14 protein-coding genes and 1 pseudogene are annotated in these 22,157 nt (G+C 41.9%); 4 read left to right on the forward strand and 11 right to left on the reverse strand.

Annotated features, from left to right (window positions below; genetic code table 11):
- On the reverse strand, positions 1–1,339 hold a 1,339-nt coding region (locus tag BXY_RS20345), incomplete at its 3' end, for a dihydroorotase (protein ID WP_208946875.1).
- Entirely contained in the window at positions 1,336–2,079 is a 744-nt protein-coding gene (locus tag BXY_RS20350) for a polyprenol monophosphomannose synthase (protein ID WP_004312608.1), read from the reverse strand. The genes BXY_RS20350 and BXY_RS20345, both read right to left, overlap by 4 nt.
- Before the next feature lie 259 nt (positions 2,080–2,338).
- Here BXY_RS20350 and mfd point away from each other — a divergent pair, with 259 nt between their 5' ends.
- Entirely contained in the window at positions 2,339–5,713 is a 3,375-nt protein-coding gene (gene mfd, locus BXY_RS20355) for a transcription-repair coupling factor (RefSeq protein ID WP_151929277.1), read from the forward strand.
- A 172-nt stretch (positions 5,714–5,885) separates the two neighbouring features.
- Here mfd and BXY_RS20360 read toward each other — a convergent pair whose 3' ends face one another.
- From BXY_RS20360 to BXY_RS20400, 9 genes are all read right to left on the reverse strand, one after another.
- Positions 5,886–7,772 (reverse strand): YgiQ family radical SAM protein, encoded by a 1,887-nt coding sequence (locus BXY_RS20360; RefSeq protein WP_015532831.1) that lies wholly within the window; start codon positions 7,770–7,772, stop codon positions 5,886–5,888.
- Positions 7,773–7,878: 106 nt separating this feature from the next.
- Positions 7,879–8,103 (reverse strand): sulfurtransferase TusA family protein, encoded by a 225-nt coding sequence (locus BXY_RS20365; RefSeq protein WP_004312598.1) that lies wholly within the window; start codon positions 8,101–8,103, stop codon positions 7,879–7,881.
- Positions 8,103–8,420 carry a hypothetical protein gene (locus BXY_RS20370; RefSeq protein WP_004312597.1) on the reverse strand — a complete coding sequence of 106 codons (318 nt, stop codon included), beginning with the start codon at positions 8,418–8,420 and terminating at the stop codon, positions 8,103–8,105. Before BXY_RS20370 ends, BXY_RS20365 begins: the two co-directional genes overlap by 1 nt.
- Before the next feature lie 80 nt (positions 8,421–8,500).
- On the reverse strand, positions 8,501–11,410 hold the full coding sequence (locus BXY_RS20375; protein WP_015532832.1) for a golvesin C-terminal-like domain-containing protein: 2,910 nt from the start codon (positions 11,408–11,410) through the stop codon (positions 8,501–8,503).
- A 219-nt stretch (positions 11,411–11,629) separates the two neighbouring features.
- Positions 11,630–13,621, reverse strand: a complete 1,992-nt coding sequence (locus BXY_RS20380; RefSeq protein WP_004312593.1) for a glucosamine-6-phosphate deaminase — start codon at positions 13,619–13,621, stop codon at positions 11,630–11,632.
- 148 nt (positions 13,622–13,769) lie between these two features.
- Positions 13,770–14,546 carry an amidohydrolase gene (locus BXY_RS20385; RefSeq protein WP_004312590.1) on the reverse strand — a complete coding sequence of 259 codons (777 nt, stop codon included), beginning with the start codon at positions 14,544–14,546 and terminating at the stop codon, positions 13,770–13,772.
- 37 nt (positions 14,547–14,583) lie between these two features.
- Positions 14,584–15,138, reverse strand: coding sequence for a 1-acyl-sn-glycerol-3-phosphate acyltransferase (locus BXY_RS20390; RefSeq protein ID WP_004312588.1), 555 nt, complete (start codon positions 15,136–15,138; stop codon positions 14,584–14,586).
- Positions 15,139–15,145: 7 nt separating this feature from the next.
- A complete protein-coding gene (locus tag BXY_RS20395; RefSeq protein ID WP_004306027.1) occupies positions 15,146–15,415 on the reverse strand; it encodes a hypothetical protein in 270 nt (89 codons plus the stop codon).
- A gap of 123 nt (positions 15,416–15,538) precedes the next feature.
- On the reverse strand, positions 15,539–16,726 hold the full coding sequence (locus BXY_RS20400; protein ID WP_015532833.1) for an ATP-binding protein: 1,188 nt from the start codon (positions 16,724–16,726) through the stop codon (positions 15,539–15,541).
- A gap of 186 nt (positions 16,727–16,912) precedes the next feature.
- Here BXY_RS20400 and BXY_RS20405 point away from each other — a divergent pair.
- The 3 genes and pseudogenes from BXY_RS20405 to BXY_RS20415 all read left to right on the forward strand — a co-directional run.
- A pseudogene (locus BXY_RS20405) lies at positions 16,913–17,863 on the forward strand (AGE family epimerase/isomerase); the annotation flags it as partial.
- Positions 17,864–17,915: 52 nt separating this feature from the next.
- Complete coding sequence (locus BXY_RS20410; RefSeq protein WP_015532835.1) at positions 17,916–21,140, forward strand: SusC/RagA family TonB-linked outer membrane protein; 3,225 nt, start codon at positions 17,916–17,918, stop codon at positions 21,138–21,140.
- 18 nt (positions 21,141–21,158) lie between these two features.
- A complete protein-coding gene (locus BXY_RS20415; protein WP_015532836.1) occupies positions 21,159–22,157 on the forward strand; it encodes a RagB/SusD family nutrient uptake outer membrane protein in 999 nt (332 codons plus the stop codon).

Below are 22,157 nucleotides of genomic sequence, written 5' to 3' on the forward strand. Positions count from 1 at the left end.
ATCGTTCGAAGAACAATTCTTGTCCGCGATAAGTCTCGTCTATTTCTCCGTTGTTATATAACAGATGTCCGTTTACAAATGTTTTCTCTACTTTCCAGTCGAATGTGTGTCCCTCTAATGGACTCCATTTACATTTGCTTAGAATACAATCGGTTGTTACAGTCCATTCGCTTCCGGGGCGGACTAATACCAGGTCAGCCTGATAGCCTTTGCGGATGAATCCCCTGTTTGGTATCTCATACATCTGTGCGGGAGCATGAGCCATTTTTTCTACCACTTTTTCGATGGTAAACGCTCCTTTATCTGCCAACTCCAACATGCTGACTAGCGAGAACTGAATCATCGGCATCCCGGACATTGCCTTTAATGCACCTCCTTCTTTTTCACTAAGCAAGTGTGGGGCATGATCGGTTGCGATGGCATCAATCAGACCGCTGTTGACAGCCTTTTGCAAGGCTTTCCGGTCTTGTGCAGTCTTGATGGCAGGGTTACATTTAATGCGGGCACCCAATGTCTGATAATCTTCTTCTGTAAAGAGTAGATGAGAAACGCAGGCTTCTGCTGTAATTCTTTTTTGTGCCAGAGGAACGTTGGAAAACAGACTCAACTCTTTAGCGGTGGAAATATGCATGATGTGCAGGCGGGCATTTGTTTCCCGTGCCAGTTGCACAGCCAGCTCGGACGAACGATAGCAAGCCTCTTCCGAACGGAGAAGCGGATGAAGAGCCAGAGGTACATCGTCTCCGTATTCTTTCTTATATTTATCTGTATTTTCTTTGATAATTCCCTGGTCTTCGCAATGGGCGGCGATGAGCAGATCGGTTCCGCCGAATATATTACGCAAGCTGGCCATCCGGTCTACCAGCATATTGCCGGTGCTTGAACCCATAAATAACTTCACGCCACAAACCCGGTGTTTATCCAGTTGCGCAAACTGGGTATAGTTATTATTCGTTGCTCCGAAATAGCAGGAATAGTTGACTGCTGATTTCTCACCTAGTAGGATGAATTTCTCTTCCAAAGCCTCCAGCGTCGTAGTCTGCGGGTTTGTATTGGGCATATCCATGATGGAAGTGACACCTCCTGCTGCAGCGGCATGGCTTTCTGTGGTAATATCAGCTTTATGAGTCAGTCCGGGATCGCGGAAATGAACATGTTCGTCGATGGCACCCGGCAGGAGATAACACCCGCTTGCGTCAATGACTTCGTCACAAGGAGCAGTTGCTTTTTCTTCACCCACCAATATTTCGGCTATCTTTTCATTTTCAATGACTACTGAACCCAGTACTTTTCTTCCTTCGTTAACAATAACGGCATTTTGAATCAGTGTACGTTTCATGACTTTTGCGGGAATTTATGGAACCAACTATTTACTTTTAATTTAATCACACCAAATATGGCCTCTCCAAAGATGCTGCTATTCATTTTGGAAGTTCCTAGTTCACGATTAATGAAAATCACGGGAACTTCGATGATTTTAAAACCACATTTGTAAGCAGTGAATTTCATTTCAATCTGAAAAGCATATCCCTTAAAACGGATATGATCCAAATCAATCATTTCCAGTACCTGACGGCGGTAGCAGACAAATCCGGCAGTCGTGTCGTGTACGGGTATTCCTGTGATGAACCGCACATATTTGGAGGCAAAGTACGACATTAATACCCGTCCCATCGGCCAGTTCACTACATTTACTCCGCTGATGTAGCGGGAGCCGATGGATACATCTCCACCCTGTTCCGAACAAGCCTGATACAAACGGGGCAAATCGTTCGGATTATGACTGAAGTCGGCATCCATTTCAAAGATATACTCGTATGCGTGTTCCAGTGCCCATTTAAATCCGGTAATATAGGCAGTGCCCAATCCCAGTTTCCCTTTACGCTCAATCATAAAAAGCCGTTCGGGAAATTCTTGTTGCAAGGTTTTTACGATGGTTGCCGTTCCGTCCGGAGAGCCGTCTTCTATTACCAGAATATGGAATACTTTGGGAAGGCCGAATACGGCACGGATGATATTTTCTATGTTCTCCCGTTCATTATAGGTAGGGATAATTACAATGCTATCCGATGTCTGCATATAGATACTATAAAATTTAAAACAAAAGTAGTTCTTTTCCTTTAGTTATAGCCGAACTAAGGAAAATTTAACGTGAAGAGCAGAATGCAATCTTTTGTTTCTTGGTGTGAAACGGTTTGTTCCTCGGTGTGAAACAAGTTGTTTCTCGGTGTGGAACACTTTGTTTCTCGGTGAGAAACTTTGGGGGGATGAAAACTTTCCCACACTTATGTCTGTCCTGCGATTCTTTTTTGTAATTTTGCGGGGAAATTTTATAGGTATGACAATAACTGAATTGCAACAACAATATGCTGCCCACCCCAATATGGCAGTAATGAAGCGCTTGTTGAAGGACACTTCTGTTCAGACTGTTTTTTGCGGAGGACTGTGTGCATCTGCTGCTTCTCTTTTTTCTTCTGTACTGGTGCAAGAGGGTGGTTGCCCGTTTGTCTTTATTTTAGGTGATCTTGAAGAAGCCGGCTATTTTTATCATGATTTGACGCAGATATTGGGTACGGAAAAGGTGTTATTCTTTCCATCTTCATTCCGTCGCTCTATTAAATATGGGCAAAAAGACGCAGCCAATGAGATTCTGCGCACGGAAGTACTTAGCCGTTTGCAAAAAGGGGAGGAGGGACTATGTATCGTTACGTACCCGGATGCATTGGCAGAGAAAGTAGTGTCGCGAAAGGAATTGAGCGATAAAACCCTAAAACTGAATGTAGGGGAGAAAGTGGATACCACGTTTATCACTGATGTGTTGCATAGTTATGGCTTCGAATACGTAGATTATGTATATGAACCGGGGCAATACGCTGTTCGCGGTAGCATTATCGACGTTTTCTCTTTTGCTTCGGAATATCCTTATCGTATTGATTTCTTTGGTGATGAAGTAGAAAGTATCCGTACCTTTGAAGTAGAGTCCCAATTATCCCGCGAGAAGAAAAGTGGAGTGTCCATTGTTCCCGATTTAGCAGTGACAGGAGACGTGACAACTTCCTTTCTGGATTTTATCCCGAAAGATACTACTCTGGCAATGCGCGATTTTCTTTGGTTGCGTGAACGAATCCAGGTGGTGCATGATGAAGCGTTGACTCCCCAGGCAATAGCTGTTCAGGAAGCCGCAGAGAATGGAGGCATTACATTAGAAGGAAAACTGATAGACGGCAGTGAATTTACTGTACGGGCACTCGATTTCCGCCGATTGGAATTTGGTAACAAACCAACCGGAACGCCGAATGCCAGTGTTACTTTCAATACATCTGCCCAACCCATCTTTCATAAGAATTTCGATTTGGTAGCTTCTTCTTTCAAAGATTATTTGGAAAAAGGTTATTCGCTATATATCTGTAGTGACAGTATGAAGCAGACAGATCGTATCAAGGCTATTTTTGAAGACCGAGGCGATCAGATTAATTTTACTCCCGTAGAGCGTACCATACATGAAGGATTTGTAGATAACACACTACGGCTCTGTATCTTCACTGACCATCAGTTGTTTGACCGTTTCCATAAATATAATCTGAAAAGTGATAAAGCCCGTTTGGGAAAAGTAGCACTGTCCTTAAAAGAACTGAATCAGTTTACTCCAGGAGATTATGTGGTGCATACCGATCATGGTATCGGACGTTTTTCCGGTTTGGTGCGTATACCGAATGGTGATACTACGCAGGAAGTTTTGAAACTGGTGTTTCAGAATGAAGATGTAGTGTTCGTTTCCATTCATTCACTGCATAAAGTTTCTAAATATAAAGGTAAGGAGGGAGAGGCTCCCCGGCTTAACAAATTAGGTACAGGGGCATGGGAGAAACTGAAAGAACGTACGAAGAGCAAAATCAAGGATATTGCCCGCGATTTGATAAAATTGTATTCGCAGCGTCGTCAGGAAAAAGGGTTCTCTTATAGTCCCGATAGTTTCTTGCAGCGTGAGTTGGAAGCATCCTTTATTTATGAAGATACACCGGATCAGAGTAAGGCGACGATTGATGTCAAAGCGGATATGGAAAGTGACCGCCCGATGGACCGTCTGGTTTGTGGAGATGTAGGATTTGGAAAAACAGAAGTTGCAATCCGTGCCGCTTTCAAAGCTGTTGCCGATAATAAACAAGTGGCCGTTCTGGTTCCGACAACGGTGCTTGCTTACCAGCATTTTCAAACATTCCGCGAACGTCTGAAAGGACTGCCATGCCGGGTGGAATATTTAAGTCGCGCACGTACTGCCGCACAAACCAAAGCTGTATTGAAAGGACTGAAGGATGGAGATGTCGGTATTCTGATAGGTACTCACCGTATCTTAGGCAAGGATGTTCAGTTTAAAGACTTGGGACTGCTGATTGTTGACGAAGAACAGAAATTCGGAGTTTCCGTAAAAGAAAAGCTGCGTCAATTGAAAGTGAATGTAGATACACTCACAATGACTGCTACTCCGATTCCCCGTACCCTTCAATTTTCGTTGATGGGTGCGCGTGATTTGAGCGTGATTTCCACTCCGCCGCCTAACCGCTATCCGATTCAGACCGAAGTGCATACTTTTAATGAAGAAGTGATTACGGATGCCATCAACTTTGAGATGAGCCGTAACGGGCAGGTCTTTTTCGTCAATAACCGGATTGCGAACTTGCCGGAACTGAAAGCAATGATAGAGCGCCATATCCCGGATTGTCGTGTAGCAATCGGACACGGGCAGATGGAGCCGACAGAACTGGAGAAAATTATTCTGGATTTTGTCAACTATGACTATGACGTGCTCTTGGCAACCACAATCATCGAAAGTGGTATCGATATTCCGAATGCAAATACCATCATTATCAATCAGGCGCAAAACTTCGGATTGAGTGACCTCCATCAGATGCGTGGACGGGTAGGGCGTAGTAACAAGAAAGCATTCTGTTATCTGTTGGCTCCTCCGTTGAGCAGTCTGACCACCGAAGGGAGACGACGTCTTCAAGCGATTGAGAACTTTAGTGATTTGGGAAGTGGTATTCATATTGCCATGCAGGATTTGGATATTCGTGGAGCTGGAAATTTGCTCGGAGCCGAGCAAAGTGGCTTTGTCGCTGATTTGGGATATGAAACATATCAGAAGATTCTGACTGAAGCTGTCCATGAACTGAAAACAGATGAATTTGCAGAACTGTATGCTGATGAAATAAAAGGTGAAGGACAAATTAGTGGAGAAGAATTTGTAGAGGAGTGTCAGGTAGAAAGTGACCTCGAACTTTTATTGCCGGCCAACTACGTAACTGGCAGCAGCGAACGTATGTTGCTCTATCGTGAACTGGATGGACTGACATTGGATAAGGATGTGGAGGCTTTCCGCTCCCGCTTGGAAGACCGCTTCGGTCCGGTTCCCCGGGAAACGGAAGAATTACTCCGCATTGTTCCTTTACGCCGTTTGTCAGCGCGTTTGGGAGCAGAGAAGATTTTCCTGAAAGGCGGCCGAATGACCTTGTTTTTTGTTTCCAATCCGGATAGTCCGTTCTATCAAAGTAAGGCTTTCGGTAAAGTGATAGACTATATGATGAAGTATACCCGGCGCTGTGATCTGCGTGAGCAAAATGGCAGACGGAGTATGTTGATTAAAAATGTTACTAATGTGGAGACGGCAGTCAGTGTGTTGCAGGAGATTGTGGCGTTGCCAGTGAAAGAAGAATAAATGAGTGGTTTATGCATGGTAATGATGTGAATCAGTAATTGAATTAGAGTAAAAACCTACGAAAAGGAATATATTTTTTAGACACGGATTATGCGGATAAATATAGCTGTGCAACTTAAAAAAACGTATAATCCGCGTAATCTGTGTCTAATCCCTAATTTGAAATTTCACTCTATCTTTTTCCTTTCCCTCTCTCCGTGTCCTTTCCTTTTCCGTATAATTTGTCTATTAGGTCAGAACGTCCGATACGTCTCAACTCATTGATGATATTTCTCCTTTCTTCCGGTTTATACCAAAAAAAGAACTGTCGTTGTGCTAGTTTCTCCCGTTGGGTTTTAGCACTGAATATCGGTTCTAACGTGTATGGATGGAATCCGGTATACCAAGCTTCGGTAGCAACCGTCATCGGAGTAGGAGTGAAGTCCTGCACTTGTTCCAGGTGGAAGTCCAGACGTTTAGTGATAACGGCAAGTTCCGCCATATCTTCTTCTTTGCATCCGGGATGCGAGGAAATGAAATACGGAATCAGTTGTTGACGTAGATTCTCTTCCCGGTTGATACGGTCGAATATCCTTTTGAATGTTTCAAATTGCTCGAAAGAAGGTTTGCGCATCACAGATAATACCCGGTCACTGGTATGCTCCGGAGCTACTTTCAGCCGACCACTTACGTGATTGACAATCAATTCACGGGTATACTCGGCAGTGCTGCGGTTGATCGCTTCATCTTTACTTTGATGAAGTAACAGGTCATAGCGTATTCCGCTACCGATAAACGATTTTTTTATTCCGGGCAAGGCATCTACTGCACGGTAAATATCCAGTAAGGGGCGATGGTCGGTATTTAGATTCGGGCAAACTTTCGGATGGATACATGACGGTCGTTTGCACTTCTTGCAAATAGCTTCGTCTTTTCCTTTCATCTGATACATGTTAGCGGAAGGACCACCCAAATCGCTTAAATATCCTTTGAAATCGGGTAACTGGATGACCTCTTTCACCTCTTTCAGTATGGACTCTTTGCTACGGCTGACGATAAACTTTCCCTGATGAGCGGAAATGGTGCAGAAGGCACAACCACCGAAACATCCCCGGTGAATGTTAATGGAAAACTTAATCATGTCATAAGCCGGAATCCGTTTCCCTTTATATTTAGGATGAGGTAGCCGGGTATATGGCAAATCAAACGAACGATCGAGATCTTCCTGGCTCATCGGAGGATATGGAGGATTGACTACTACTATCTTGTTTCCGACGGCTTGCGTGATTCGGGAAGCCGAATATTTGTTGGATTCTTCTTCGATATGCCGGAAATTGCTTGCCTGTTTCTTTTTATCTGCCAGACATTCTTCGTGCGAATAAAGTGGAAGGTCATCTTCGGCAGAGGTCCATTCTGTTGCACGACAAAGATAGGCTGTTTGAGGAACTGATCCGATGATTGTTCTGAATTTACTGCTTGTCAGTACTGGCTCTTCAGCAGTAAGCAGACTTTTCATATTCTTCACCAGGTCTGGAAGTGGTTTTTCTCCCATTCCGTAAATGAGCAGGTCGGCACCGCTGTCGCATAAAATGCTCTTTTGCACTTTGTCCTGCCAATAATCGTAATGACTTAACCGTCTTAAACTGGCTTCGATTCCTCCGATAACTACGGGAACATCCGGATAAAGTTTCTTTAGTATCTGGCTATAAACCGTAGAAGGATATTCCGGACGCATATCCGGACGACCGTCCGGGGTATATGCATCTTCGCTGCGCAATCGTTTGTTGGCTGTGTATTTATTTACCATTGAGTCCATACATCCACCGGAGATACCGAAGAATAGCCGTGGGCGTCCCAACTTCTTGAAGTCACGCAGGTCGTCACGCCAGTTGGGCTGGGGTACAATGGCTATTTTCAAACCTTCCGCTTCAAGAATCCGTCCAATAACGGCAGCACCAAAAGAAGGGTGATCCACATAGGCGTCAGCACTGAATAGAATGACATCCAATTCATTCCATCCGCGAAGTTCTACTTCTTTCTTGGTAGTAGGTAACCAGTCAGTCAATCGATATTCTTTCATGCTGCAAAGATACGGATAATAAAAAACATCCCAATGATTTTTTTATTCATTGAGATGTTTAACTTCGATTATCGGGATGTTTTGCTTCAATCATTGAGATGTTTTTTTATAACTTCCCATTGATTGTGAACTGTAATGTCATTTGTTCTCCATCATAGATTTCACGAAAACCGATACCTTGTTCGGACAGATATTCCTTTAGATCCTGAAACGCGTCAGCATGGTTCATGATAATCTCTATCGTTTCTCCCGGAGAGGCAGTGCACATTGCTCTTATTGCAGGAATCAGCGGACTGTATGCTGTTATTCCGCAGGTATCTACCGTAATCATTATTCCTCCTCTTCTTCCGCTTCCGTGTTGGAAAGCCAGGTAAGATAGAGCTTAATGAGCTGTTGCAGACCGAATGCCTTCATATTATTGTGATAAATCACGTCGATACAAAGGTCCAGCAAGTCTTTACTGTCTTCTTCCTGACTGGCGATAAGGGAGCGGATATTAAGTTTCAACTTATCCAGAACTGCTTCATCTACAATACCGGTACTGTCGATAAGATGACGGAACAGAGCATATTTCTCAATTGTTCTCAAGTTTTCATTAGATACTTCTATGCTGCGTGTACCGCTAGGATTTGCTTGTATAGTATACATTGTTTTTTAGTTTTAAAGGTTATTATAGTAGCAAAGATAGAATTTAAAATGAGAAACGGATTAAAAAAAAAGGATATTTTTTATTTTTGAGTAAAGAATCCCAAGATGCCTGCCATGATGGTTGCCCGATCCGCTTCCGACTGGATGCTTTCGAAAGGAAAGCCCAATACAAAAGTGCGGTAGTTTCCTTTGTAAGCGATACCTGCGCTCTGATTGCCGGGTACATACGTAAATACAGGGAAAGCAGTATCTACGGGAACGATGCAATCTGCTGCAGGAACCGCATAACTGTTCTCATTGGGCAGACGCGGGATCGTGATCGTGCGCCCCAATCCTTTAATCTGATTTGCACTCTTATCCGTCAGGCTACTTTGATAACCATATTTCAGTATTTTCTCTGTAAACTCCCGGTTGCCTTGTGTGCCGCTCATATCGCTTCCTACATAAGCACCGCTGACAAATAGACTACCTCCCGACTGACAATAACTGGTCATAATTCGTTGCATAGCCGAGGAGAATGTCTTGTAGTACGCTTTATTTGCGGGGTCTTCTTTTTCCAGTCCCAGGATATAATCTACCACCGGATAATCTTCTAACGTAACCAATCCGTTTTCTACCGCTTCGTCACTGCATGATACAAAACTATATTTGCCGGCTGCCTGAATCGCTTTTCCATGAATAAAAGGATAATCGAATGTGTTCCCTGCTATTTTCATTCCTTCTAACTCGTTTCCGCTATGGCCCAGACTGCCTTTTCCTTCTTTTCCGGCTTGTGTACGGTCGAAGCCTGTTTGTGCTCCGCAAAACGAAATGTTTGATATATACGGGACTCCGGGATCTTGTGATAAATCGAATCCTGCTCTTTCAGAAGTATTAATGACCGCCGGACCGCTGATTCTGTCAAAGCCATTGATGATAATTACCTTTTCCTGTTCGCGTTTGGCTTTATAAGCGGAAAGGATTTCGGAGGGAAAGCTTTCCCCGCCGCGGTTTACGGCAGTCACTTTGAATGAATAAACGAGCCCTGGTTCTATTTTAACGGTGTGGGACGTTTTGCTGACTAAGGTTCCATTGTCAAAGCCTCCATAACCGATGCGTGTATATACGATGTATTCCCGTGGGCGTGCAGTCGGTTCTTGCGGATCATCTTCACCTTTCCATGAAAGTTCCAATGTATTCTTTTTCTTTCCGAATTGAATGGCGAAATTGCTGACTGGTAGGGGCTGAACTATATATTCTTTATCATGCTGGCTGGTAATGAACTGCAAAATACCTTTATAAATGGCTCGTCCTACTGTAAACTTGAAGTTCGGATCATGCCCTAACTGCATATCTGCGAAGTTCTGATGGGAGAGCAGTTCGATAATCGTAGAAGGTGTAGCCGGGAGACGTGTTTCACTGTAATTCCGGTTCCACATACTGCGGCGTGTCCAGGGGATGCTGTAACTTGAATAAATATCTTTTTGAATCTGTGTGAGCAGAATATCGGCTAAATCACGTGATGCATACCGGTCTGTTCCTGTATTCAGCTTTCCATTATTGAAATCGGTGGTATAGATACCGAGCGATCCGATAAGCTCATCAGTCTTGCTGCATCCGGCATCACTGTGCAACGCCATAGTCATTTCCAAAGGTACGCCTAAACCCGATTGTTGCGGGTTGTAGACAGAACTGCCCGACAAATAGTTGATAGCGTTGGAACGTGTGTTGATGTCGTCTGTATAGTCGTTTTCACCTTTACGTCCTGCATACACTTCGTATGGCATTCCCGCCCATTGCGCAGAGTAGCGTGCTCCTTCCAAATAACGGGGTAGCCCGCTGGTTCTTCCTCCACGGGCAATGTTTCCCATTCCACCTCCAAAACGTACTGCATCGGCGCATACAACTCCATGTTCGCTGCTCTCGTTGCTAAGTACCACCATGCCGTAGTCGTTGTTCCCTTTATCAAATTCAAACGTTCCGAGGTAAACCCATGTGCCTCCACCTATTTTCTGATTAACTTTAAATTCGGTTACTCCTCCGTTATGGAATACCAGATATTTGGCGTCGCTTACACTATTTGGGAGTGTCTGATAGGAAACATAAACGGCATACTTGCCTGTTGCCGGTAGAGTAGGTACCCATTCGGCAAATACCTGGTCTTTATTCTTCTTTTTCTTTCTTTCGGTTGGTATGAAACGACAGGTTCCGTCAGTGAAAGGATTCTCTCCCTCTTTGTAGATCGTTTTCTTTTGAGCAAATCCTCTTACCGGGGCATTTGTCCAATTAGCTTTTTTGCTACCCACTTCCAGATAAAGGGAAGCGTTGGGAGTGTCATTATCTACGATGATTTCATTCTTCTGCGTATCCCGTTCACGGGGAGTATAAACAATCGCTCCAGCATTTTCCAACATGGGAATCACGTATGGAAGAACGAAAGATTGAGTGAACATATCTTCCGTGGTGCAGAATAATCGAGGGCGTTGCCATCCCCATTCGTTTTTATCATTTTTGAAGTAGTTGCCGTGGCTTTGCCAGATTGCGATATGACGGTTTTGCAGTCCGCGTGAAATTTCATTGGGACGTGAAATGTTTTTCACCCAGGGAGCTCCTTTATAATTTATATTCAAAGATGACCGCTCCTTATCCTTTTTCTTATTCCGGTAGAAATTAGGAACCAAATCCTCAATAGGTTTTCCATCCGCATAAATGGTGAGCTGGTAATAATGAACAGGCCCCGGAAGCAGTTCTTTAACTTGATTATAAATGTTTTCTACAGTTTCCGGACGGAAAGGCTGATAGGCGAAACTCTCCGATGCATAGATTGCAATCGTCTTGCGATCATAATTTATATCGAAACTGTTCAGTTTAGGAGTGCTGATTTTGGCTGTTGCGGTATATTTGTTGAAGTAATCCGTCAGCCGTTCTTTTACATTTCTTTCAATATCTTGAGCGAAAAGAAAATTAGCACTTACAGTAAGGCATAGAAGAAACACTATTATCTTTTTCATTATTCAATGCTTTTGTTCTCATTTTCACCACAGAGGAAAGGAGAACACGGAGGGCAAATCTATGAAGCGATATAAAAATGGTTGTTCATAATAACTCTGTGTCCTCCTTTCCTCTGTGGTGAATTATCCCCGCAAAAATAACAAAAAAAGAGCGAGAAGTATCGAAACTTCCCACTCTTCTTTTATTGTTTTATATTCTCTTAATTAAGAATATTATTCTTATAAAGGAACGTATTCTACAAATGCTTCCATTGCTTCGTAAGAAGCCAGTCCTAACTTATCATACAAAGTAGCTGTGCCACGGTTGCGGTCTTCGCTACGTTGCCAGAACAAACGTTCGTCATTACCCAGGAACGGAGCGCTTTCCATCTGCGACTGATGTTTCAGGATAGAGTTACGTTTTGCACGAAGTTCTTCCGGACTGATCGGCACTGCCATTTCAATATTTTCGATTTCCCATTCAGCCCACGCACCACGGTACATCCAGATACGGCAGTCTTTCAGCCATTTGGCACCTTCTTCTTTTTCAAGATCAACGGCTGCGAATACGGCGTCCGTACATACACGGTGTGTTCCGTGCGGGTCGGCCAAGTCACCTGCAACGAAAATCTGATGAGGTTTCACTTCACGAAGCAAGTTACGTACGATTTCCACGTCTGCTTCACTGATCGGGTTTTTCTGAATCTTACCTGTTTCATAGAACGGCAAGTCTAGGAAGTGGCATCGTTCCAATGGTATATTGTTATAAGTACAGGCCGTACGGGCTTCACCACGACGAATCAGACCTTTGATAGTCAGAATGTCACGACTGTCCATATCACCATCTTTCTTCTCTTTCAAGAAATTACGTATTTCTGCATATTTCTCATTGATAACCTGATCTGCACTGTTATTGAAGAGTTGGTTGAATCCGTTGATGAAATGCATGAAACGAACTACTTCTTCGTCACCAACGGCGATATTACCGGAAGTTTCGTAAGCTACGTGTACTTCATGTTTTTGCTCTACCAAACGACGAAGCGTACCACCCATCGAAATAACGTCATCATCCGGATGCGGAGAGAAAATGATTACACGTTTCGGATACGGTTTTGCACGTTCCGGACGGTAGGTGTCATCAGCATTAGGTTTGCCACCCGGCCATCCGGTAATGGTGTGCTGTAAATCATTGAAGATTTTGATGTTTACATTGTACGCAGAACCGTAAAGTGCCAGAAGTTCACTCAAACCGTTTTCGTTATAGTCTTTATTTGTCAACTTCAGAATCGGTTTGCCGGTCAACTGACACAACCAAACAATGGCGCTACGGATTAGTTTATCATTCCATTCGCAAGAAGTTACCAGCCACGGACGTTGGATACGTGTTAAGTTCATAGCTGCTGAAAGATCAAGAGCTACATGCGCGTTGTTGTGAGTTTGCAGATAAGAAGCCGGAATAGTGTCAGTGATCGCACCTTCCACACATTCTTTAATCATAGCTGCTTTGTTTTCCCCCCATGCAAGCAGATAAACCTTCTTTGCGCCAAGGATAGTGGATACACCCATTGTAATAGAACTGATCGGCGTATTATCCAGCGTTCCGAAAATCTTGGATGCTTCGTTGCGTGATGCATTATCCAACAAAATCAGACGAGTGGTAGAATTCAGTCGGGAACCCGGTTCGTTGAACGCGATGTTACCTACACGGCCAATGCCCAACAAGGCAATATCAATACCTCCGAAGCTTTCGATGCGTTGTTCGTACAGACGGCAATATTCGAAGATGGTATCTTTGGCAATGCTTCCGTCGGGAGTGAATATGTTCTGTTTGTCAATATCGATGTGATCCAGCAACATACTCTTCAAAGCATTGAAGTTGCTGTTGATTGCATCGGGAGCCAACGGGTAATATTCATACATATTAAATACGATCACATTGCGGAAGCTAAGACCTTCTTCCTTATGCATGCGGATGAGTTCGGTATATACGTGGCTGGGCGAATCACCTCCGGGGAGTGCCAATACGCAGAAGCGTCCTGCTTTTTGTTTTTCGCGGATGGTCTGTGCTATTTCGCGAGCAATATAGTTAGCACCTTCTTCTACGGATTCGTAGATGTCCGTAGGGATTTTTTCGAGTCTTGTCAAGACTGATTTTTCAAATGCATTCTCCGGTCTGTAGTATCTGGGGGAGACCCGGTGGAGACTGATTTGAGAACTAAGATTTGTTTTCATAAAGTTGTTAATTAAGTTATGTAAGATTAGCGTCCTTACGACTGTATTTTCACGACAAAGATACAAAAGAAGTCTATATAATTAACTACCGAGTTCTAGGTATTGTTGCTACATGAATCTGATTTTAACATTTGTTATTTGGTAAATGTTACAGATGAAATTCGTCTGCATCTTTCCATACCGGGAACTTCTCTCTGAATTGGTTGAGAGCAGTGAGATTTACACTGACAGTCGTTATTCCTTCCTTTTCATCTGGAATTGAGCCGATTTCTTCTCCGAAAGCGGAGTAGACTTTACTTCCTCCATTATATGAAAGTTGGTACCCGTCTGTACCTACTCTGTTGACACCGCATACATAGCATTGATTTTCTAAAGCGCGTGCCCGGAGTAGAGTATCCCAAACCAGACGGCGGGGGATAGGCCAGTTGGCTACATATATTAAAAGGTCGTACTCGTTGCCTACGTTTCGGCTCCATACAGGGAAACGAAGGTCATAGCAAACTAGCAGGCAGATATTCCATCCATGATAGGGGATGATGAGTCGTTTATCACCGGCCGAAAAGTGTTCGGCTTCCCGTCCCATACGAAACAGATGTCGTTTGTCATAATAGAACTCTTCTCCTTCCGGCGTCAGAAAGAACGCACGGTTATAAAACTGTTCGTTCTCTGTTGCTATATAGCTTCCGCAAATGGCTAGCTGGAATTTGGCGGCCCATTGTTTGAGTGTTGTAATAGTTTCCCCGGAATTTGGCTCTGCCAGTATCTTACTCTGCATACTGAATCCGGTAGAAAACATCTCCGGTAAAACAACAATCTCCGTTATTCCACGAAGACTTTGCAGCTTTTCGTGGAGCAAACGGAGATTTTCTTGTTTATTTTCCCAAACAATATCGGTTTGTATGATAGAAATACGGATAGACTCCATGATAACTAAGTATTATACTTAATACCTAATACTTAAATCATATTTCTCCAAGAGCGAAATTCTCCGGATGTTTTCCTTTGAAATCCTTGAAGTAAAGTTTGATTTCTCTCATGTCCTTATTAATATCTCCTGACGGCATGATAGCTTTCGTTGCCGAAATCGTTTTCTTGCTGTAATCAATACCAATCAGAACGATCGGAACCTGGGCTTTCAAGGCTATAAAATAAAAGCCTTTTTTCCAGTTTGGATTCGCTTTACGGGTTCCTTCGGGAGTGATAGCCAAATTAAACTTTTTATATTCGGCAAATTTATGAACCATCTGATCTACTAGCGAAGTTTTTCGACTGCGGTCGACGGGAATTCCGCCAACTGCTTTGAAAAAGATTCCAAGCGGAAAGAAAAACCATTCCTTTTTCATCATGAAACTTGTCTTACGGCCTATAGCACCATAAAATAGTTTTCCAATAAATAAATCAAGGTTTGTTGTGTGTGGAGCGGCACATATCACGCATTTGTCATAATTAGGCACCGTAACGTTTGTCTTCCACCCTAACAGGCGGTAATAGATAAAGCTATAAATTGCTTTTTTCATTCTGTTGTTAGTTCAATTTCCCTATAGCTTCAATAATCTCGTTTACCTTTGCATTAAAATCAGCACGGAATTTCTTATAAAAACCTTTCACGTTGCCCGGTTCTGTGTGGCTGATGCGAGTAACAAATTCATCCTGCATCTTCAGTACCTCTGCCATCAGTTCATCTGCTTTCACCTTGTCTGTGCCAGGGATGAACATACTGTTGATTAAACACTCGGTGAATAATTCTCCTGCGATATAGTTTACGTTCTTTTTGAGTTCTCTTCTACTTGCCATAATCTTTACATTTAATGGTGAATAATAAAAAATACTTGCGGTAAAGATAGGCACTTTCTTTGATTCTAGCGAATAATACGGGGAAAAACATTATTCAAGCCTGCATCTTCTTGCTGTATTTCTTTATTCAAATAACTTCGCAGGATTGATACTTAAGAATTGTTCGGCTTTCATGCCCCCTTCTCCGACTACGAAACTAGCATACGGTTGATACATTTTGCGTATTTCTTCTAGTCCTGCATTATACATTTCACTGTTGCTTTTTACTTCTATGGCTACAATCCGGTTTTTCTTTTTCAATATATAATCTACTTCCTTATCTTTTTCTCTCCAGTAAAATACTTCATAGTTACCAGTAAATGCGTTGGAAACAATATGTGCACCAATTGCAGATTCAAAAATACGTCCCCATTCTTTTCTGTTGAGAATAGCCTCCTTAAAAGTCAAATCATTATATACGGTTTTTAAAGCATTGTTGAATACCTGAAATTTAGGAGCGCTTGCTCTTTGGTGCGACTTGTCCATTGCAAACTTTTGTAAACCGGTCAGTAAGCCGCTATCTCCCAGTAAGTTTAAATATCCTGCTAGCGTTGTTGTATTTCCAGCGTCTTGTAATGCTCCTACCATTTTGGTCAGCGATACGATTTCACCGGAATAAGAAGTTCCCAGTTCAAAAGTTTGCCGTAATAATGCCGGTTTGCTAATTGGGGAATCGTATAAAATATCTTTATTGATAGTGGCATCTATGATTGCTCCATTGATATATTGTCCCCAGCGTTCTTCATCTTCTATCAAAAAAGCTGCTCCCGGGTATCCACCGAAATAAAGATACTGTTCCAGACTCATATTAAATGCATCCCGCATTTCCGGATACGACCAGTGTGTCATTCTTATCTCTTCAAAGCGACCCATCATCGAGTCTGATAATCCCTTTTCTAACAATACACGTGAAGAGCCGAGAAGAACGACTTTCATATTAATATCATTGAATGTATCTGCATCCCATTCTTTTTTGACTACTTCACTCCAATTTTTTATTTTTTGAATTTCATCGATTATCAGAATAAATTCAGATAATTTTTCTACTCGCATCTGTACTCTTGCCGTATTCCAACAGTCTGAAATCCAAGATGTCTGTGTAGCAGGAATACTATCTGCCGAATAGATTTGATAAGGTAGATTCAGATCATTGACTACTTGTTTGATGACTGTAGTCTTTCCAACTTGGCGAGGTCCTAACACTACTTGCAGGAAATGTCGAGGCTCTTTTAGTCTTTTTGTAATCGTTTGATATTGAACTCTTTTATACATGTTTTCTGTTGTTTATTCAATAGAATGAGTACTTTTACTCAATATATTGATTAGTTTTACTCAATAAATAACGCAAATATACACAATAAGTTGCTTTGTATCATTTTAAATCTACAATTCTTTATCTTTTCTTTAATCATGGAATTAAAGAGTATAAAAATGAATGAAACGGTGCAGAAATGAATGAAAGTTTGGTCGGATTGTGCCGTTCAAGGTGGTGAGTTTTTAAAAAAATATGGACATGATGGAGACTATAACTGGTATTTTTCCCTTGACCGTTTGGGTAGACCATTGGTAGAACCATACAATATCTTTTCATATACATTCGCTGCCATGGCTTTCGGGCAATTAAGCCTTGCAACCGGTAATCAGGAATATGCTGACATTGCCAAGAAAACCTTCGATATTATCCTTTCCAAAGTAGATAATCCGAAAGGTAAATGGAATAAACTTCATCCGGGCACTCGTAATCTAAAAAATTTTGCCCTGCCGATGATACTATGCAATCTTGCTATGGAAATTGAGCATATTTTAGGCAAGGACTATTTGGAACAAGCGATGGATACTTGTATTCATGAAGTTATGTCTGTCTTCTATCGTCCCGAACTTGGTGGTATCATTGTTGAGAATGTAGATGTGAATGGTAATCTGATAGATTGCTTTGAAGGACGGCAGATTACCCCTGGCCATGCGATTGAAGCCATGTGGTTTATAATGGATTTAGGGAAACGCCTAAACCGTCCGGAATTAATCGAAAAGGCTAAGAATATCACTCTTACAATGCTTGAATATGGTTGGGATAAAGAATATGGAGGTATCTACTATTTTATGGATCGTAACGGTTGTCCTCCCCAACAACTGGAATGGGACCAGAAACTCTGGTGGGTGCATATTGAAACACTCATATCTCTTCTGAAGAGTTATCAATTGACCGGAGATAACCAATGTCTGGAATGGTTTGAAAAAGTACACGATTATACATGGACCCATTTTAAAGATAAAGAGCATCCCGAATGGTATGGATACTTAAATCGGAGAGGTGAAGTGCTACTACCACTCAAAGGAGGAAAATGGAAAGGATGTTTCCATGTACCAAGAGGGTTATACCAATGCTGGAAAGTATTGGAACAGCTATAAACAATAATGGATATGTTAACCAATCTATATTAATAATCTAAAAATTAATTCTATGACAGAGTTTAACTCAAAAATCAAGAAGAACTCTCGTATATTGAAAATATTTATGTTTTCAATCTGCGCGCTATTTGCATGTGCTATCAGTAGTCATGCACAGAGTTTAGTGAAAGGAACTGTTACTGATGGTATAGGAGAACCGCTACCAGGAGTAAGTGTTGTCGTAAAAGGAACTACTAATGGCACTATTACAGATGTAAATGGAAAATATAGCATTCAGGCCACCGCAAAAGACATTTTATCATTCTCATATGTTGGAATGTCAGATCAGGAAATAAAGGTAGCAGGTCAGACGACCATTAATGTGGTTATGAAAGATGATGTGGCAGCTTTGGATGAAGTGATTGTGGTAGGATATGGTACTGCCAAGAAGCAATCTTTAACCGGAGCCGTATCTGCGGTGAAAGGCGACGAACTGCTGAAAGCACCGGCAACCAATGTGTCGAGTCTTTTAGGTGGACGTTTGCCAGGTATTTCATCTGTTCAAGTATCTGGTGAACCCGGAGACGATCAGGCTACATTACGAGTTCGTGGCTCTATTTATAATGTTACTTATATAGTAGACGGAATGCCTCGTTCTATTAATGATATTGACCCTAATGATATCGAAAGTGTATCTGTTTTGAAAGATGGAGCTTCTGCAGCTGTTTATGGATTAAAAGGAGCCGGTGGTGTTATTATTATAACTACAAAAAAAGGTCAGGAAGGAAAATCCAAAATCACTTATAATGGTTCAATAGGAGCATCTATGAATGCAAACTTCCCGCAGTTTATGAATGGACCTCAATTTGCATATTATTATAATATGGCTGACATGATGGATAAAATGGCTAATGGAAGCATTTCAAACATTAGTCAATATAATCCCGTTTTTACAAAGGCGAATGTGGAAGCTATGTTGAATGGTGATCCTACTGACGGATGGGATAATGTTAACTATATTGATAAAGTATTCGGAACCGGTATTAATCAGAAACACAATGTAACAATACAGGGAGGTAGTGATAAGATGCGTTACTTTGCTTCTGTGGGTTATTTAGGTCAAAAAGGTAACATTGACAATTTCTCTTACAAGAGATACAATTTAAGAACTAATCTTGAGACTCAACTGGCTAAGAACTTCCAGTTAAGTTTAGGTATTGCAGGAAATGTCGGTAAACGTGAAACTCCGGGATATGCTTCAGGCGGTACGGATTCTAATTCCGAATTGGGTGAACAAGGTTGGTTGTCAGTAGCTCATCAGACTATAATGATGCATCCTTATTTGCCGGAAACATATGACGGACTTTATACTGCTACTACACAGAATAACACAAGTCTGCCCAACAGTCCGTTGGCTGCTATTTATGAATCCGGATACAAGCATACCAATAGCTTTGATTTGCAGACCAACATCTCATTGCAATACAATGTGCCTTGGGTTAAAGGTTTGAGTGTAAAAGTAACTGGAGCTTATGACTATACAACTTCTCATAATAAGAATTTGAATACGCCTTACTCCACATATATACATAAAATGCCGACTTCGACAGCAGATTGGACTTGGTCTAAAGCAGACGATCCTCGCGGCACAGCAAATGGAATAAATTTAGGTGAAGGACAGTATAGTTCTCATCAAATGGTAGGCCAAGGAAGCATAAACTATGCAAGCTCCTTCGGAAAACATAATGTAGAAGGAATGGTATTAGCAGAAATCCGGGATTATAAAGAAAACAGTTTCTCCGGCTATAATAAGAACATGAGTTTCTCTGAACTACCGGAATTGAGCTTTGGACAACCGGCAGACTCTCCAATCTCGGGATACAGTGATGCAAACCGTAGTATTGGTTATGTTTTTCGTTTGAAATATGACTATGACAATAAGTATTTGGCAGAGTTTACAGGTCGATATGATGGTTCTTACAAATTTGCCGGCAATGTTAGTGGGAAACGTTGGGCATTCTTCCCGTCAGCGTCAGTAGCGTGGAGAATATCTAAAGAAGATTTTATGTCTAGTCTGACATTTCTGGATGATATGAAGATACGTGCATCTGTCGGTTTATTAGGAAACGATGCAGTGAGTCCGTATGCTTTCCTTAGTACTTACAATTTGATGGATGGTAACAAAAATGCATACCAGACAATTCTGAATGGAAAAGTAATGCAAGCATTACGCGCCTCTGTAATTGCCAATCCTACTCTAACTTGGGAGAACACCTTAACCTACAATGCAGGATTTGACTTTACGATGTGGAATGGTCTGTTGGGAATGGAGTTTGACGCATTCTATAATTATACCTATGATATTTTGACAGCAATGGGAGGCGATTACCCCCCATCTATGGGAGGATATTATTATACTTATGCCAACTATAATAAGGTCGATAGCAAAGGCGTTGAAGTAACGGTGAGCCATCGTAATAAATTAAACTTGGCAGGTAAGCCATTCTCCTATGGCGCAAGCTTCAATCTGACATTTGCAAGAAACCGTTATCTCCGTTATCCAGATAGTCCGAACACAGTAGAGTGGAGAAAACGCACAGGACGTAGTGTTGATGCTTCTGTTGTGTGGGTTGCAGATGGCTTATTCCGTTCGGAAGAAGAAATAGACAATTCAGCCTGGTATGGCACTCGTCCTAATGTCGGTGATATCAAATACAGAGATTTAAATGGTGATGGTAAAATAGACGAAGATGACAGAACACGTGTTGGACGTGGCAATCGTCCCGAATTAACTTACGGTTTGAACCTGAATTGTGCCTGGAATGGATTCGATTTAAGTGCACAATTTACTGGAGGTGCACTGTTCGACGTATCATTGACGGGTACTTATTATAATGGTTATGACGACAACACTGTATGGACACAGGCATTTAAAGAAGGTGCCAACTCACCATTATATTTAGTTCAGAATGCATATACAGTAGAAAATCCGAATGGAACATTCCCACGTCTTACGCTAGGTAATCAAGGACATGGAGGAGATAATGGATTAGCTTCCACTTTCTGGTTGCGTAACGGTAGATACCTTCGTCTCAAATCCGCACAATTGGGTTACACATTCCCCAAGAGATGGATGAGTCCTGTCGGCATTCAGAATCTTAGAATTTATGTAGAAGGTTCTAATTTATTTACGCTCTGCGGTCTTCCTGATGGAATCGATCCTGAATCTCCGGGAGTAAATAACGGATACTATCCTCAACAACGCACCATTATGGGCGGTATCACTTTGACTTTCTAAACCTTTAAAAGTTCTATTATGAAAACAAAAGTATTAAGTATCATATTGTTGGGAGCCTCTTTAGGGCTTGGCTCATGTAGTGATTATCTGGACATGACTCCAACAGACAGAGCATCAGATAAACTTGTATGGAGTAAACTCGATTATGCAGAACAGGCAGTCAACGATTTCTATCGCTATATAGATTATTTAGGAGTCTATCGGGACGGACAATGTTTAGCGGGAATGACAGAGGCTTTGACAGACCAGCTTAAATATGGTTCCTATAATTATATGTCCAAATGTCAGATTCCTAGTGAAATAGCTTATGGAGGTTCTGTTCTCACAGTGAATTATGTTAGTACTTACCTGGGCAACTGGACGACAATGTACGAATATGTGCGTCGTGTCAATGAAGGTATCAATAAATTAAAGAAATATGCTTCATTTGGTCAGACTGATGAAGAACGCTTGGAAGCTGAAATGCGTTTCTTCAGAGGGTATCTCTATACTGATTTATTGAAACGTTATAAAGAAGTGATTATATACGATGAAGATTTGGATAATATAAAAAAGGATATGCCGGTTAGTTCGGAAGCCGACGGATGGAACTTTGTATATAACGACTTAAAATATGCCGGTGAACATTTGCCTGTTGATAAAACTCCTAACGGACGTCTTACTAGCGGAGCAGCTTATGCAATGTTATCAAGAGCCATGTTGTATGCAGAAAGATGGGATGACGCTCGCATCGCAGCTGAAAAGGTGATGGGAATGGGTTATGAGCTAGAAGCAAAAGAAGACTATTCAAATGCTTTTAAAGCAGGAAGCAAAGAAGCCATTTTACAATATTGTTATGATAAGAGTTCCACTGTGACTCATGACTTTGATGGATATATGGTTCCTGGAGGTGATAAAGCACTGGAGGGCAATTCCATGACTGGTGGATTCGGTACTCCGACACAAGAGATGGTTGAATCGTATGAATATGCAGATGGTAGTGGGCTTCCCCGATTGGAGTGCATGGCATACTGCTGA

This window comes from Bacteroides xylanisolvens XB1A (assembly GCF_000210075.1).
Lineage (GTDB): Bacteria > Bacteroidota > Bacteroidia > Bacteroidales > Bacteroidaceae > Bacteroides > Bacteroides xylanisolvens.

Excerpts from the sequence above, each read along its gene's own strand:
- BXY_RS20350 (WP_004312608.1), bottom strand. The coding sequence starts at position 2,079 with ATGCAGACATCGGATAGCATTGTAATTATCCCTACCTATAATGAACGG.
- mfd (WP_151929277.1), top strand. The coding sequence starts at position 2,339 with ATGACAATAACTGAATTGCAACAACAATATGCTGCCCACCCCAATATG.
- BXY_RS20360 (WP_015532831.1), bottom strand. The coding sequence starts at position 7,772 with ATGAAAGAATATCGATTGACTGACTGGTTACCTACTACCAAGAAAGAA.
- BXY_RS20365 (WP_004312598.1), bottom strand. The coding sequence starts at position 8,103 with ATGATTACGGTAGATACCTGCGGAATAACAGCATACAGTCCGCTGATT.
- BXY_RS20370 (WP_004312597.1), bottom strand. The coding sequence starts at position 8,420 with ATGTATACTATACAAGCAAATCCTAGCGGTACACGCAGCATAGAAGTA.
- BXY_RS20375 (WP_015532832.1), bottom strand. The coding sequence starts at position 11,410 with ATGAAAAAGATAATAGTGTTTCTTCTATGCCTTACTGTAAGTGCTAAT.
- BXY_RS20380 (WP_004312593.1), bottom strand. The coding sequence starts at position 13,621 with ATGAAAACAAATCTTAGTTCTCAAATCAGTCTCCACCGGGTCTCCCCC.
- BXY_RS20385 (WP_004312590.1), bottom strand. The coding sequence starts at position 14,546 with ATGGAGTCTATCCGTATTTCTATCATACAAACCGATATTGTTTGGGAA.
- BXY_RS20390 (WP_004312588.1), bottom strand. The coding sequence starts at position 15,138 with ATGAAAAAAGCAATTTATAGCTTTATCTATTACCGCCTGTTAGGGTGG.
- BXY_RS20395 (WP_004306027.1), bottom strand. The coding sequence starts at position 15,415 with ATGGCAAGTAGAAGAGAACTCAAAAAGAACGTAAACTATATCGCAGGA.
- BXY_RS20400 (WP_015532833.1), bottom strand. The coding sequence starts at position 16,726 with ATGTATAAAAGAGTTCAATATCAAACGATTACAAAAAGACTAAAAGAG.
- BXY_RS20410 (WP_015532835.1), top strand. The coding sequence starts at position 17,916 with ATGACAGAGTTTAACTCAAAAATCAAGAAGAACTCTCGTATATTGAAA.
- BXY_RS20415 (WP_015532836.1), top strand. The coding sequence starts at position 21,159 with ATGAAAACAAAAGTATTAAGTATCATATTGTTGGGAGCCTCTTTAGGG.